Consider the following 15,996-nt stretch of genomic DNA (forward strand, 5'->3'; position numbering starts at 1 on the left):
AAAAGAGCTTGGGAGGCACTAATGTATTTACCACAAGAAATCATTCGTAAAAAACGTGACGGCGAAGTACTTACCGCAGACGAAATCAACTTCTTTATTCAAGGCGTAGCGAACAACACGGTATCTGAAGGTCAGATTGCGGCGTTTGCTATGACGATTTTCTTTAATGAAATGACCATGGATGAGCGCATCGCCTTAACGTGTGCAATGCGTGATTCGGGCATGGTTATCGACTGGAGCCACATGAACTTCGGTGGTCCAATTGTCGACAAACACTCAACCGGTGGTGTGGGTGACGTAACTTCTTTAATGCTTGGCCCAATGGTGGCAGCGTGTGGCGGTTTCGTACCTATGATCTCTGGCCGCGGTCTTGGTCATACAGGCGGTACGCTGGATAAACTTGAATCTATCCCTGGTTACAACATTACGCCGAGCAACGATGTTTTTGGTCAAGTAACCAAAGACGCTGGTGTGGCGATCATCGGTCAAACTGGTGACCTTGCTCCTGCGGATAAGCGTGTTTACGCGACTCGTGATATTACCGCAACGGTAGACAATATCTCCCTGATTACGGCGTCGATCCTTTCTAAGAAACTGGCGGCGGGTCTGGAATCGCTAGTGATGGACGTAAAAGTGGGTTCAGGTGCATTTATGCCAACTTACGAAGCGTCTGAAGAGCTAGCAAAATCAATCGTTGCGGTAGCAAACGGTGCTGGCACTAAGACTACGGCAATTCTTACGGACATGAATCAAGTATTGGCGTCTTCAGCGGGTAACGCGGTAGAAGTTCGTGAAGCGGTTCGTTTCTTAACAGGTGAATACCGTAACCCTCGTCTACTTGAAGTGACCATGGCTTCATGTGCTGAAATGTTAGTACTTGGCAAGCTTGCTGAGGACACAGAAGACGCACGCGCAAAACTGATGGAAGTGCTGGATAACGGCAAAGCGGCTGAGTGCTTCGGCAAGATGGTTGCTGGCTTAGGCGGCCCTGCGGACTTCGTAGAAAACTACGACAACTACTTAGAAAAAGCAGAAATCATCAAGCCAGTTTACGCAACAGAAACGGGCATTGTCTCTGCAATGGATACACGTGCTATCGGCATGGCTGTGGTTGCTATGGGTGGTGGTCGTCGAGTTGCTACTGATGAAATCGACTACGCAGTTGGTTTCGACGAGTTCATCCGCCTAGGTGAGGTCGCAGACAGTGATAAACCTCTTGCGGTCATCCACGCTCGCACTGAAGAGCAATGGGAAGAAGCGGCAAAAGCACTGCGCAGTGCAATCAAAGTAGGTGGTGAATACACACCAACTCCAGAGGTTTACCGCCAAATTCGTGCAGAAGATATCTAATAGAACAAGTAATTACACAAGGCCTACTCAACCATAATAAAAAGCCGAGTGGGCCTAAGGAACGAGCAATGAAAAGAGCATTTATTTTAGTACTAGACTCATTCGGTATCGGTGCAACTGCCGACGCTAAAAAATTTGGTGATGTAGGTTCAGACACACTAGGTCACATCGCTGACCAATGTGAAAAAGGCTTAGCAGATAACGACAATCGCCAAGGTGCACTTCGCCTTCCAAATCTATCGAAACTTGGTTTGGCAATGGCGCATAAAGAATCGACAGGTCGCTTCGCACCTGGACTAGACGCAGACGCTGAAATCATTGGTGCATACGGTCATGCAGCAGAGCTTTCTTCAGGTAAAGACACGCCGTCTGGTCACTGGGAAATCGCAGGTGTGCCTGTTCTGTTTGACTGGGGTTACTTCACTGACAAAGCAAACAGCTTCCCGAAAGAATTGACTGACCGCATTCTTGAGCGTGCAGGTCTTGACGGTTTCCTAGGTAACTGCCACGCATCTGGTACTCAAGTTCTTGACGATCTTGGTGAAGAGCACATGAAGACTGGCAAACCAATCTTCTACACCTCTGCGGACTCTGTATTCCAAATCGCATGTCACGAAGAGACTTTCGGTCTAGACCGTCTACTAGAGCTTTGCCAAATCGCACGTGAAGAGCTAGAAGATTACAACATTGGTCGTGTTATCGCACGTCCATTTGTTGGTGCTGGTAAAGGTCAATTTGAGCGTACCGGTAACCGTCGTGACCTTTCTGTTGAGCCACCATCAGCAACGGTTCTACAGAAACTTGTTGAAGAGAAGCAAGGCAACGTGGTTTCTATTGGTAAGATTGCTGATATCTACGCAAACTGCGGCATCACTAAGAAAGTGAAAGCGACAGGTATCCCTGCATTGTTCGAAGCAACGCTAGAGCAAATCAAAGAAGCGGGCGACAACACGATCGTATTCACTAACTTTGTAGACTTCGACTCAGCTTACGGTCACCGTCGTGACGTAGCGGGTTACGCAGCGGCACTTGAGTACTTCGATGGTCGTATCAATGAAGTGCTAGAGATTATGGAAGAAGACGATGTGCTTATCCTAACGGCAGACCACGGCTGTGACCCAACATGGCCAGGTACTGACCATACTCGTGAGCACATCCCAGTATTGGTTTATGGTCAAAAAGTACCAGCTGGTTCTCTTGGCCGCCGCGAAACATTCGCAGATATCGGTCAAACATTGGCAAGTTACTTCGGTACTTCTCCAATGGATTACGGTAAGAACTTCCTATAATTAGTTAGGTTTTTGAAAACTAGGAGCTTGATTGCTCCTAGTTTTATGTTTGCAGTATGTAAATGCTGCTTGTCGGAAATGAGAATACTCTGGCTTATATCGCCTTAAGCGCGGAGCGCTAGAGAAAGGTTAAGGAAAAGAAAATGGCAACTCCACATATCAATGCTGAAATGGGTGCATTTGCAGACGTCGTACTGATGCCTGGTGATCCACTACGTGCAAAATACATCGCAGAGACTTTCCTTGAAGATGTCGTTCAAGTGTGTGACGTTCGTAATATGTTTGGTTACACAGGCACATACAAAGGCCGTAAGATCTCGGTAATGGGCCACGGTATGGGTATCCCATCATGCTCGATTTACGCGACTGAACTAATCAAAGACTTCGGCGTGAAGAAAATCATCCGTGTTGGCAGCTGTGGCGCAGTGAATGAAGACATCAAAGTGCGTGATGTTGTGATCGGCATGGGTGCATGTACTGACTCTAAAGTGAACCGTATCCGCTTTAAAGGTCATGACTTCGCGGCAATCGCAGACTACAACATGGTTCGTGCGGCAGAAGACGCTGCAAAAGCTCGCGGTATTGACGTTAAAGTTGGTAACCTATTCTCAGCAGAGCTTTTCTACACGCCAGATCCAGAAATGTTCGATGTAATGGACAAGTACGGCATTGTTGGTGTTGAAATGGAAGCGGCTGGTATTTACGGTGTTGCGGCAGAATACGGTGCAAAAGCTCTGACAATCTGTACGGTTTCTGATCATATCAAGACTGGCGAACAGACTACATCTGACGAGCGTCAAACGACATTCAACGACATGATGCTAATCGCACTAGATTCAGTATTGCTTGGTGACGAAGAGTAAGCGACGAAGAGTCATTCTATTTTTCGCTCTCAAGAGCTAAAAAAACAGCCCGCACATTGCGGGCTGTTTTTATATGAGTTGTTAGCGCTACCTAGTTACTTGGTTAGCAGCAGGTTTGGCGCTTTTTTACGACGTATCGGTTGTCGACGTAAAATCAAGATGAACAACATACCACAGACAAAGCTCATTAAGACCATCATGTACATATAACGATCGCTCTTGCGATAGTGGTGGTCTGAAATTGCCGTCACCCGGCCCGTCTCAAAGGTCACGCGAACAAAACCGATAAGCGCACCATCTGCAAAAACTGGTTCAACCAACTGCTGGCGACCAATGGAAGCTGTTGCCAAAGGCGTATCCAGGCCAAGAACTTCGCGTACCGATAATGCCTCTTCACTAGACGCTAAACGTACACCCTGTGCATCGTAGATTGTTGCATCAAACACTAAACGGTCTTGTGCTAGCTGGTTTGTTAGCTGAAGTAATCGTTCTTGATCTTTAGTTAAAATCATCTCACTGGCAGAAAGAGACGCCTGTGAAATCAAAACTTTGGTGAGTGTTTCAAGCTGTTGTGCTTGAATTTTCTCATTACCCTTACTGATCACAACACTGTTTTTTATTGTGATAAACAACATCACACACAGTAGGATTAGTGCCAGAATTCTTAGGGCATTCCTTACTGAGAACAAAGATTCACTCATGCTCTTTACTCATCCATTTAAAATAAAACAAAGACTTGCCTTTTTAGTTTGTTGAGGTAACGTTTTAGCAAAGTCATAAGGGATTATATACATGGACGCATCAAAAAGCTTGCCTATCAGAAAACATACGACACTTTTAAAACGATTACCCGAGACTCGATTTGCCTCCCAATTAGATAAAGCAAAAGCAAACTGGATCGTATTTGCTGAGTACCTTTCGCCAAGTCACTTCGAAGACATTGATTTCTTCACCGGCTTTTACAACCCGATACTAGAAACGTGGAAAGTTGGCCAATATGAAGTAGCCTTGATGGCCGGAGAGTTGACTCCTCAACATGAAACGATCTTACAAAGTCTCAACCTAGATTACGCCTCGCTTAATGAAGTGCCCGATCTATCAACCCAAGGGTTGATTGTATTTGATATGGATTCAACGGCGATCCAGATAGAGTGTATTGATGAAATCGCGAAACTGGCAGGAGTAGGGGATGAGGTAGCTGAAGTCACTGAACGTGCCATGCAAGGTGAGCTGGATTTTGAGCAAAGTTTACGTCAGCGAGTTGGTAAGCTCAAAGGTGCCGATGAATCAATTCTTGAACAAGTTCGTTCCCAGTTACCATTCATGCCGGACTTTGAAGCGCTAATTGCGACGTTGAAAGCCTTGGGCTGGAAAACAGCGATTGCCTCCGGTGGTTTTACTTACTTCTCTGATTACATCAAAGATAAAGTCGACTTAGACTTTGCTCGCTCCAATCAATTAGAAATTATTGACGGCAAACTCACGGGTAAAGTACTTGGCGATGTGGTAACGGCGCAGATGAAGTCTGACATTCTAGTGGAACTGGCGGATGAATATGAAATTGAGCAGCACAACACGGTTGCTGTCGGTGATGGCGCTAATGATCTTGTGATGATGTCGGTGGCAGGATTAGGGATTGCGTATCACGCAAAACCAAAAGTGGAAGCTCAAGCGCAATCAGCGATTCGCTTTGCAGGGTTGGGCGGTGTGCTCTGTATTTTATCTGGCGCATTGGTGAAGCAGCAAAAGGTCAGCTGGAAAGCTAAACCTTAACCATCCATTCAAAAACACCGCCAGAAAGGCGGTGTTTTTTTTCAATTTGGTATGACTTTGAATTTACTCGGTTAACTCCAATCTAATTACTACCTCTTCAGTAATGTCTTCAAATTCACTGTAACCAACGAGCGCCGTCAACTCTTTTTCTAACTTGCTTGCTTGATGTACACCAAATTGGGTTAAGTCACTTAAATCTTGTTGCAGTAATGATGTCATCGGATCGAAAATTGGCGCAGTAGAAAGGCGAATCACGTAAAAGTCACCCATCATTCGCGCTTTCTTTATAAATTGAATCCGCTCTTTTACGCTGTTGAACTCTTGATGAAGCTTTGACTCAATGCCTGTAATTTTATTGCCTACTTTTGCGGCGCTTATGTAGATATCCTGATGTCTGGCTTGAGCACCTTCTACACGTTTTATTGGCTCTGCGATTAATGTGCTTGTCCGGCCTTTAAAGATAGGTTCAAGTGACAACAGTTGGTCATGCCCAAGACGGGCAAAAAGTTCAATGTGTTTAGGTAGCGGCAAGTTCACCCCGATAACGGGGGTTTTTATTGAAGATGACGTACTCTTACTGATAAAAATGGGCGTGCTCAGCGTACGCGAGAGCAACATGCAGTGCAGCCTTTCAAGTAGAGCATTACTTGGTAGCGTCTCTTTTTGCGGGATTAGCTTGTCTTGATTGTGCTCGATAATGCTGTTGAAAAAAGCGATTACCTTCATGGTTTGGCTGCTTTCATCAATAACTAACTGCACGCTACAACCATCTGGGCTTACACGAATTACTCGGTATGGTACCGACATTAACGGCAATTTTTTATCGTAGAGTTGTAATTCTCGAAAGTTGATTCTTACCTCTTGCCCAGAACGTAACATCGTGGGCTCACTTAGCCTAATTCCGAGTCCTCTTTTGGAAAGGTCAACAGTACAGCCGCCTGTTTTAGTTTGTCCTGAGTACAACTCTAAAGGTGTTTTAAAACGATAACGAGGCTCTTTACGACGAGACTTTGCATCAAAATAAATGCCCTTTGGATTGCCGATAACTCTTCTCGGATGACGAAACGCGTTTAACGTATTAGCGGGTAAGCGCGGCTTTTCAGTTAGCAGGTAATCTTGCCCTGATTTTTCGTCAGCAATTTCTTGCAAAATACCAATATGAGTCAGTGATTGAGACGTTTCTGCCAACTCTGGAGAGAAAGTTGCTAGGTCTTCCTGCTCTTGCTCTGATAGTTCAAAGATTGAAATTCTAAAGGCGCGCCAACTCTCTCGTTTGCCACCTAAATGCCAAAATAGCTGGCGCTGTTCGCGAGTTGCTTCTGGGCGAAACATCGAATAGAAATAGGTTCGATTCTCGTGCTCGTGAGTAAATGAATAAAGGACATTGGTTGTTCCTTTAACACCAGGCTTAATGAGTGACGCGATGCGTTGTTCGTTGAATAAGGAACCAAACATTTGCTGGTTTCTCTCATCGTGCCAGTATTGCCAAAGCTTTTGATTGTTTGGCGTTAACATTGCTAATTTTAGGTCACTACCATCAAAGAATAGAGGCAAGCTGCTGGTGTGCTTTAGTGCGATATGCTCATAACCGCGAGTTCGAGCTCGAATAATCTTGTCTTGATTGTCGTGACGAGCCCTTTTAGCAGCACTGTTGAGCGCTTCATCTATCACTCGGGTGACGACATTGGTGTCAGTTAAGCGTATGGTTCTGAGGTATCGAACTGAATCATTTTCGTAACAGTCATCAACCGCGAGTATGCGGTATGCAAGCGGTTTCTCTATACCTGCAACGTTAGATTTGCTGGCAAATTCAGTAAACGTGACCTGAATAATTTCCCCAAGGTTATATTTAAATGCGCTAGGGACTTTGAACTTTGCGCCAGAGCTAGATAAATCAATGCTTAATCCATGAAGAAGCTGTCCTTTAGAACGGCAAATTTCAACTTGAGATTGGACTTTCAAGCGTTTTTCTTGGCGCTTTAAATCGTAGCCTAGGTGAACGGGTTCTGCTAAGAACGGGCTTTTAGGATCCGTTAACGATTGCGTTTTTTGCTGAGTAAGGCGCTTGCTCATTACGCGAAAGTTATTTCGCGTGTTGACCAATGCTTCCCACATTCCTTCCGTGTAGCAGCCAAACTTTTTGATGTTTTTATGGTAAGCGTTGAAAGCAACATCATCCAACCAATGTGGAATGCCATCCAAAATATACTCGCGACATTCGCCTTGAACGCGACCTCGCAAATCAATGCTTTTTTTGCATGGAGCCATTAAGCGGTTAAGTTCCATTTTAACCAAAATTTTGGCCGAAGGCGGCTCTTCCTCGGTCAGTTGGCCAAGGACAAAGTCAAAGTCATTCGTACCGTAAACGGGAATGAGTCGTTCTGCGAGCGAGAGAATTTCAGATTGCTGCATTATTTCTGTTAGAGTATGTCGTTACTTTAAATTGTATCGGCTAAGCGAAGTAATACTTAAGTATATCAATAGTTCATTTCAGTTCAGGTCTGACTTGGCTGTGCTTAGTCACATTTGTAGAAAAAATTGAGGCATCATGGCGAAAGCAAAACGAGCGTATGTTTGTAATGATTGTGGCGCGGACTTTCCCCGTTGGCAGGGGCAGTGTAACGCATGTGGTGCATGGAATACGATAACAGAAGTACGTATCGCTGCATCGCCAACCGTTGCTCGCAATGAACGCTTAAGCGGCTACGCTGGTTCCGCAACAGAAGCTACGGTTCAAACGCTATCCGAAATTGATCTGCAAGAAGTACCTCGCTTCACCAGTGGGTTTAAAGAGCTTGACCGCGTGTTGGGTGGTGGTGTTGTGCCAGGTGCCGCAATTTTGATTGGTGGTAACCCTGGTGCAGGTAAATCAACCCTTCTGTTGCAAACCATGTGTAGTTTATCTGCGCAAATGCCAACGCTTTACGTAACCGGTGAAGAGTCGTTACAGCAGGTGGCAATGCGTGCTTCCCGATTGGGCTTGCCGAAAGATCATTTAAAAATGCTATCGGAAACGAACGTCGACAAAATTTGCCAAATCGCCGAAAAAGAGCAGCCTCGTATAATGGTAATAGACTCGATTCAGGTGATGCACGTTTCTGATGTTCAATCGTCGCCTGGCAGTGTTGCTCAGGTACGTGAATCTGCGACGGCTCTGACACGATACGCAAAACAGAATAATGTTGCGGTATTTATTGTTGGTCACGTAACAAAAGATGGTACCCTTGCGGGCCCCAAAGTTCTTGAACACATTATCGACTGTTCGGTACTACTCGATGGTGGAACGGATAGCCGATTCCGCACTTTGCGTAGTCATAAAAACCGTTTTGGCGCTGTGAATGAGCTTGGTGTCTTTGCAATGACAGGCCAAGGATTGAAGGAAGTGAGTAACCCATCAGCGATCTTCCTTTCTCGTGGTGAAGAAGAAACATCAGGCTCTTCCGTCATGGTGGTTTGGGAAGGCACGCGCCCTCTGCTAGTAGAGATTCAAGCGCTGGTGGATTACTCGCAGTTAGCCAACCCTCGTCGTGTTGCGGTCGGCTTGGAGCAGAACCGCCTATCACTTTTGCTCGCTGTGTTGCATAAGCATGGTGGCTTACAAATGGCAGACCAAGATGTCTTTGTTAATGTGGTTGGCGGTGTTAAGGTGACGGAGACAAGCGCTGATCTTGCTTTAGTTATGGCGCTTTTATCGAGTTTTCGTGACCGTCCACTCCCTAAAGATGTGGTGATTTTTGGTGAAGTTGGGCTTGCGGGCGAAATCCGTCCAGTGCCAAGTGGGCAAGAGCGTTTGAATGAAGCGTTCAAACATGGTTTCAAGAAAGCCATCGTGCCAGCAGCCAACATGCCGAAAGGTGGCATCCCTGGCATGCAAATTCACGGCGTTAAGAAATTGTCGGAAGCTATAGAGGCTTTTGACGAGCTGTAATGCTCATAAGAATGGTATTTGTGCAATCACAAACTGTTCTATCCGTCCTCAATAAAATGCGAATAAAGTACATAAATTGCTGTGTTTGACTATGCTTTGGGGACGGAAATTTCACGTTAAAATTTTTTTTCTTCCATCCGCACGCAAGGGTATCAGTATTGACAGAATGTGATATACTCTGCGCGCACTTTATACCTTATTAACAGAGTAAGACAATGACTGATTTATCAAAATACAGAAACATTGGTATTTTTGCTCACGTAGACGCGGGTAAAACTACCTCTACAGAGCGTATCCTAAAGCTAACTGGTAAGATCCATAAGATCGGTGACACTCACGACGGTTCAACTACTACTGACTTCATGGAGCAGGAAGCTGAGCGTGGTATCACAATCCAGTCTGCAGCAACAACTTGTTTCTGGAACGATCACCGTCTAAACATCATCGATACTCCTGGACACGTTGACTTCACTATCGAAGTTTACCGTTCTCTAAAAGTACTTGACGGTGGTATCGGTGTATTCTGTGGTTCTGGTGGTGTTGAGCCTCAGTCAGAAACTAACTGGCGTTACGCTGACGAATCACACGTATCACGTCTGATCTTCGTTAACAAACTAGACCGTATGGGCGCAGATTTCTACAAAGTTGTAGATCAAGTACAGAACGTACTAGGTGCTACACCTCTAGTTATGACTCTACCTATCGGTATCGAAGAAGATTTCGTAGGTGTTGTAGACGTACTAAGCCAACAAGCTTACGTATGGGATGAGTCTGGCCAACCAGAGAACTACGAAGTTCAAGATATTCCAGCAGACATGGTAGAAAAAGCTGCTGAATACCGTGAAATGCTAATCGAAACTGCTCTAGAGCAAGACGAAGATCTAATGATGGCTTACCTAGAAGAAGGTGAAGAGCCATCTCTAGAAGACATCAAACGTTGTATCCGTAAAGGTACTCGTGATCTAGCATTCTTCCCAACTTACTGTGGTTCAGCGTACAAGAACAAAGGTATCCAACTTATTCTTGACGCGGTAATTGATTACCTACCATCTCCAACAGAAGTTGATCCACAGCCTCTAACTGATTCAGAGACTGGTGAGCCAACTGGTGAAGTTGCGACTGTATCTGCAGACGAGCCACTACGTGCTCTTGCATTTAAGATTATGGATGACCGCTTCGGTGCTCTAACCTTTATCCGCATCTACTCTGGTAAGATGAAGAAAGGTGACACAATCCTTAACTCTGCAACTGGTAAAACAGAGCGTATCGGCCGTATGGTTGAGATGCACGCGGACGAGCGTAACGAGATCGATTCAGCACAAGCTGGTGACATCATCGCTGTAGTTGGTATGAAGAACGTTCAAACTGGTCACACTCTATGTGATCCTAAGCACGAATGTACTCTTGAGCCAATGATCTTCCCAGATCCAGTAATCTCTATCGCAGTTAAGCCTAAAGATAAAGGCGGTTCTGAGAAGATGGGCATCGCGATCGGTAAAATGGTTGCAGAAGATCCATCATTCCAAGTTGAGACTGATGAAGATTCAGGCGAAACTATCCTGAAAGGTATGGGTGAACTTCACCTAGACATCAAGGTAGATATCCTTAAGCGTACTTACGGCGTTGAGCTAGAAGTTGGTGCTCCACAGGTTGCTTACCGTGAAACTATCACTCAAGCAATCGAAGATAGCTACACGCACAAGAAACAGTCTGGTGGTTCTGGTCAGTTCGGTAAGATCGACTACCGCATCAAACCAGGTGAGCCAAACTCTGGCTTCACGTTCAAATCAACAGTTGTTGGTGGTAACGTACCTAAAGAATTCTGGCCTGCAGTTGAGAAAGGCTTTGCGTCAATGATGGAGCACGGTGTTCTAGCTGGCTTCCCTACTCTAGACGTTGAAGTTGAACTATTCGACGGTGGTTTCCACGCAGTTGACTCTTCAGCTATCGCTTACGAAATCGCAGCGAAAGGTGCATTCCGTCAGTCTATGCCTAAAGCTGGCGCGCAACTTCTTGAGCCAATCATGAAAGTTGACGTGTTCACTCCAGAAGATCACGTTGGTGACGTAATCGGTGACCTTAACCGTCGTCGTGGTATGATCAAAGACCAACAAGCAGCGTCTACTGGCGTACGTATCAAGGGTGATGTACCTCTATCAGAAATGTTTGGTTACATCGGTACTCTACGTACTATGACTTCTGGTCGTGGTCAGTTCTCTATGGAGTTCTCACACTACGCACCATGTCCAACAAACGTTGCAGAGCAAGTAATTGCTGACGTTAAAGAGCGTAACGCTAAGAAGTAATTCTTAAGTTAACTCTATAACTTGAAAGCCCCGCTTAGTGCGGGGCTTTTTGTATTTAGCAGTCTTATACGCAGAGTGTGTTTGTTTTATTCCTATTTAGCGTTTGTTTTGACGATTGTTATGATGCCGTTCTAGTACTGTTGCCTTTTAGGTCAATGGTCCTAAAGTCTGGTACCACTGACTTTTCAAATATTTCTATTTCTTCCTTCAACCATTGCGCAAACAATTGAGCTTTAGGTCTTTTTAAGTAGCCTTTTGGCGCACACAAGTAATACGCAAAGTTGGGCTTGATAGCGATATCTCCAATTCGGACCAATTTGCCAGAACGAAAATATTGATGAGCTAAACTGTGTTTTACTAATGCCACGCCTTGAAGTGATAGTGCAGCCTCAAGCACGAGATGTGATCCACTGTATTTTAAGGTAGGCTTTGCTGCGCAGTGACCCAAGGTTGCTAACCACATATTCCAATCAAGATCAGGCCAAACATCTTCAATCAGCTCAGCTTTGCTTAAATCCTCGATGTTATAGATCCCGTGCTCTTTCTGGTACACCGGATGACAAGCTGGATAAAAAGCTTCGTCCATTAGCCATTGTGATTCTAAATTGGGGTACTTTCCTAAACCGTAACGAACACATAAATCTATCTGGCTATCTTGAAAAGACACCAAATCATTGGTTGGTTCTAATAGCAAGGCGATATCAGGGTGACGCTGACGAAAAGCCGTAATTTTCGGGACTAACCAATGATGAGCGAAAGAGGGGAGTGTTGATATCGAAAGGTGGTTCGGGTTTGGATCTTGATTGACTAATCTTACCCCTTGCTGCAAATGAGCAAACCCTCTTTCTGCCTGACTAAACAGTAGCTCTCCCTCTGGTGTGAGCACGATTTTTCTGTGCTGACGAACAAATAGGTCCGTGCCTAAGAACTCTTCTAAATGACGAATTTGCTGACTAATGGCCGCTGGCGTAACAAACAGTTCTTTTGCTGCCGTTTTAAAGCTTCCTTCCTTTGCTGCAACGAAAAAGTAATACAAGCTTTGTAAGGGAGGCATTCGATCTTTCACATTAGTTTTCCTTAACTCTATGGCAGATTCTATCGCTTGAGGTTATCAGCGTAGTCGCTGATTATTAAGTGGTCAACATTGTATAGGGATCTTTGAAATGGAAAACATGACACACACTTGTGAGCGTACTATACCTACTGCCCATCAGAGCGGGTTACAGTTAATTTATTCTAAACTGGCGGCTTAGAGAAGGAACTATAAGACACGTCGTCACTTGAGAGAGTTACCAAAGCACCTTTGGGACGATATTGGATTAGGTGAAAGGGAGATTAGTTGTGAAGTGAGTAAGCCATTCTGGAGAGAGTAGTCTATGAGTTTGATTCAAGCTCAAAGTTAAGTTGCACTCCCCAATGGTGTTGAGGAGTGCAAGCAAAATTACAAGTCTTCTTCCCACACGACCAATTCATCTTTTGGCCAATTGTGGCCTATCTCATGATACTTTTGTTCGAGCACATGACGTTTAATTTTAAGCGTTGGCGTCAGTACGCCATTTTCTATACTCCAAGGTTCTTTAATCATTAACACACCTTTGATTTGCTCATGAGAGGCGAGTTCTTGATTCATCCTGGCAATAACTTTACGTGTGGTACGTGCGTATCGCTCTCGATCAAAGTTAGGGAAGTCATGTGGCACAACCAAAAGAATCGGAGCGGGTAGCCCTAAACCGATGAGACACATCATCTCTACGCGACTGTACTCGAAAAGCTTTTTCTCGATAGGAACCGGAGAGACAAATTTACCTTTGGCGGTTTTGAAGTTATCTTTTTTACGGCCTTGAATCGTTAGATAACCATCTGAGTCGATAGCGCCGATATCGCCTGTGTGTAGCCAGCCCTCTGAATCAAAAGACTCTTGGGTGGCAATATCATTTTTGTAGTAGCCAGAAAATAGCCCTTTGCCACGCACCATGATTTCATCATCGGCTGCGATTTTTAACTCAATGCCTGGCCCTGCATTACCGACACTACCAATTTTGTCAGCTCTAAATGGGTAGTTGAGCGTGCTGTAGGCAAATGATTCCGTCATCCCCCAAGCCTCTGTGATATCAAGGCCCACTGAGTGGTACCATTCCAACAGCGCTGGCGAGACAGGTGCAGAGCCACAGCCTAATACTCGAGCCTGATCTAAACCGAGACCATCTGCTAGCTTTTTCTTGATCAAAGAATTGACGAATGGGATTTTCAACAGAATATTGAGCTTCTTCTGTGGAAGTTTGTCTTGAATACGTTGCTGGAATAGCGTCCATAATCGTGGGACGGAGATAAACAGAGTTGGTCGGTGCATCTTCACATCTTCGATAAAAGTGTCCAGTGACTCTGGAAATGCTGTTGGCACGCCACCCATAATCGATGAACCGAAGATATAAACACGCTCTGTAATATGAGCGAGCGGTAAATAAGAGAACAATCGGTCGTTTTCTTGGATACCAATATGATTGATCAGTTGCTGAACAGACCAACTGAATGCGCCGTAAGTTAGCATCGCGCCTTTCGGTAACCCTGATGTGCCTGAGGTATACACCAACGACATTAGCTTGTCATCGTAATGCTGCGGACGCTCTTCACTTGGCATTGCATCTGCAATGAGCGCTTGGTATTCGTGCTTACACTTTGGTGCCGTGTCATAAGGTAGAGCGATGCTAATGAGTTCAGGCATAGCATCAATGACTTGCTGAGTTGCTTTGGGATCATCGAGTTTTCCGCCAATGATCGCTTTACTTTCACTATGAGTCACACAGTATTCGATGGTATCTGCACCGGCGGTAGGAAAGATTGGCACACTGACATAGTCACCAAGCATCATAGCAAGATCGCAAATAAACCATTCTGCACAGTTTTTAGATACTAACGCAACTTTGTCGCCAGGCTTTACACCAAGCGAGCGTAGTGCGCTGACAAGTTTTAAGGCTTGATCTGCAACATCAGAGAATGTGTACTCAACAAACTGTCGGTTAATAATTTGTTTTAGGTAGACCTCATTTGGACGCTCTTGAGCCCATTTGAGGATCATTTCATTTGGTGGTGGGAGAGCGCAACCAGCAGCGCTATTTAGATTCGGCTGATTCATTTTAAGTGACTCCATGTCTTCTCATTGTATTTATAATTGTTAACGCATTGTTAACTTTAGCATGTTAAATCGCGACACGGGAATGCATTTTGATGAAATATGTGGGGAAGATAGCGTTAGTTATGGTTGAAGTCGGAGCGACTCGATCTAAAAAGCAATGTGATTGATGCTACGCAAAAGAGAACAGGCTTTTCAGCTGTTATGTCATACCGACTTCATACTAAGAGCACAGGTAAGCAATTTATTTTATTAATAATATTGCGAAAACATAGAATCTATCCTAATTATTTATTAACTAGTGGCTTAGTGTTGAAGATAAGTATAAATGTCTCCTAATTTCTTCAAAGCGCCAAACTTAAAGGTATGTCGTGGTTTTGAAGTAGCTATACTAATCTTACTTTGGAAAGTTAGGAGCTTCACCTCAAGCTATTGCCTGAGATTACTTGGGTACGATCATCAGCAAAAGGAAAGATGTGATGTTACGGAAGACTTTACTGGGTACCTATCTTTGTAGTTTATTCATTGCGGGGAATGCATATGGTGCTGAAGGAGATGATATTCCTCAGCGTGCCCAAACGGTTGGTGATGTTATTGAGCGCCCAGGCGTTCTCACACCTAAAGGTAAATGGTCATTTGATTCGTCTTTAAGCTATACACAAAACTCTTCAAACAAAGTATCTGTTGTTGGGTATACAGTCTTACCAACTCTGATTGTTGGGCGAATTGAAGTGAGTGATTCGGATAGGACTACAGTAACCGTTGGATTAACTGCTCGGTACGGTTTAACAAACGCCACAGAGTTAGAAGTTAGAGTGCCGTATGTGTATCGTAATGACCAAGTTTCTACGCGCCCCATTCAAGATGGTTCAAACAGTGAAGTAGTAAACACAACGGTGGATGGCGGAGGGCTTGGTGATGTAGAGTTCGCATTGAGGCACCAGTTTAACTTTGAGTCTGCGCCATACTGGGTAGGTGGCCTTAGAGTAAAGTCGGATACAGGACGATCGCCTTATGATGTTTCTATTGAAGATGGAAGCAACTCATTTAGTGATGTCCCTACAGGTTCGGGTTTTTGGAGTTTTGAGCCTAATTTATCTCTTATTCACCCTGTTGATCCTGCGGTCTTGTTCGCTAGTCTAAGTTATATTTATAACTTAGAGGATACTGTTACAGTTGGCGACACAAAAGCTGATGTTGAACTTGGAGACACTATTTCTCTTTCAGGGGGAATGGGGTTTGCGGTGAATCCTGATCTTTCATTCTCTTTAGGACTTAGCCATAAAACTATTTTAAAAAGCAAAGTAAATGGCAGATCGGCAGATGATGCTAAGTTGCTTCAATTAGATGCATTAAC

The 15,996-nt window shown here is 44.6% G+C and carries 11 protein-coding genes and 1 pseudogene; 8 read left to right on the plus strand and 4 right to left on the minus strand.

Annotation, left to right across the window (positions count from 1 at the left end; all coding sequences use genetic code 11):
* Positions 1–21: 21 nt before the first annotated feature.
* The 3 genes from deoA to deoD all read left to right on the plus strand — a co-directional run bounded on the left by deoA (position 22) and on the right by deoD (position 3,502).
* Complete coding sequence (gene deoA / locus R7P69_RS17715) at positions 22–1,350, plus strand: thymidine phosphorylase (RefSeq protein ID WP_238952100.1); 1,329 nt, start codon at positions 22–24, stop codon at positions 1,348–1,350.
* A gap of 68 nt (positions 1,351–1,418) precedes the next feature.
* Positions 1,419–2,639, plus strand: coding sequence for a phosphopentomutase (locus R7P69_RS17720; RefSeq protein WP_238952099.1), 1,221 nt, complete (start codon positions 1,419–1,421; stop codon positions 2,637–2,639).
* A 143-nt stretch (positions 2,640–2,782) separates the two neighbouring features.
* Entirely contained in the window at positions 2,783–3,502 is a 720-nt protein-coding gene (gene deoD / locus R7P69_RS17725) for a purine-nucleoside phosphorylase (protein WP_005380140.1), read from the plus strand.
* A 95-nt stretch (positions 3,503–3,597) separates the two neighbouring features.
* Here the strand turns inward: deoD and R7P69_RS17730 are convergent, their stop codons facing one another.
* Positions 3,598–4,203 (minus strand): YtjB family periplasmic protein, encoded by a 606-nt coding sequence (locus tag R7P69_RS17730; protein ID WP_005391677.1) that lies wholly within the window; start codon positions 4,201–4,203, stop codon positions 3,598–3,600.
* Between the two features lie 91 nt (positions 4,204–4,294).
* On the opposite strand from R7P69_RS17730, the gene serB reads away from it, so the two are divergent.
* The gene (serB, locus tag R7P69_RS17735) at positions 4,295–5,275 is read left to right on the plus strand and encodes a phosphoserine phosphatase (protein WP_005380142.1); all 981 of its coding nucleotides are present in this window, start codon (positions 4,295–4,297) and stop codon (positions 5,273–5,275) included.
* 63 nt (positions 5,276–5,338) lie between these two features.
* On the opposite strand, the gene R7P69_RS17740 is transcribed toward serB, so the two are convergent.
* Positions 5,339–7,687, minus strand: coding sequence for a PilZ domain-containing protein (locus R7P69_RS17740; protein ID WP_238952098.1), 2,349 nt, complete (start codon positions 7,685–7,687; stop codon positions 5,339–5,341).
* Between the two features lie 136 nt (positions 7,688–7,823).
* Here R7P69_RS17740 and radA point away from each other — a divergent pair, with 136 nt between their 5' ends.
* Together radA and fusA are read left to right on the plus strand one after the other, a co-directional pair.
* On the plus strand, positions 7,824–9,203 hold the full coding sequence (gene radA, locus R7P69_RS17745; RefSeq protein WP_005386443.1) for a DNA repair protein RadA: 1,380 nt from the start codon (positions 7,824–7,826) through the stop codon (positions 9,201–9,203).
* 215 nt (positions 9,204–9,418) lie between these two features.
* Positions 9,419–11,509, plus strand: a complete 2,091-nt coding sequence (gene fusA / locus R7P69_RS17750) for an elongation factor G (RefSeq protein ID WP_005386444.1) — start codon at positions 9,419–9,421, stop codon at positions 11,507–11,509.
* Between the two features lie 118 nt (positions 11,510–11,627).
* On the opposite strand, the gene R7P69_RS17755 is transcribed toward fusA, so the two are convergent.
* Positions 11,628–12,575, minus strand: coding sequence for a LysR substrate-binding domain-containing protein (locus tag R7P69_RS17755; protein ID WP_005391685.1), 948 nt, complete (start codon positions 12,573–12,575; stop codon positions 11,628–11,630).
* A gap of 199 nt (positions 12,576–12,774) precedes the next feature.
* Between R7P69_RS17755 and R7P69_RS17760 the strand changes: the two are divergent.
* Positions 12,775–12,882: pseudogene (locus R7P69_RS17760) on the plus strand (DUF1127 domain-containing protein); the annotation flags it as partial.
* 68 nt (positions 12,883–12,950) lie between these two features.
* Here R7P69_RS17760 and R7P69_RS17765 read toward each other — a convergent pair.
* Positions 12,951–14,642: an AMP-binding protein gene (locus R7P69_RS17765; protein ID WP_005391687.1), complete on the minus strand. Its 1,692-nt coding sequence runs from the start codon at positions 14,640–14,642 to the stop codon at positions 12,951–12,953.
* Positions 14,643–15,118: 476 nt separating this feature from the next.
* On the opposite strand from R7P69_RS17765, the gene R7P69_RS17770 reads away from it, so the two are divergent.
* A partial coding sequence (locus tag R7P69_RS17770; RefSeq protein ID WP_225466553.1) for a transporter occupies positions 15,119–15,996 on the plus strand: 878 nt, incomplete at its 3' end.

This window comes from Vibrio sp. 661, from assembly GCF_033339315.1.
GTDB lineage: Bacteria > Pseudomonadota > Gammaproteobacteria > Enterobacterales > Vibrionaceae > Vibrio > Vibrio alginolyticus.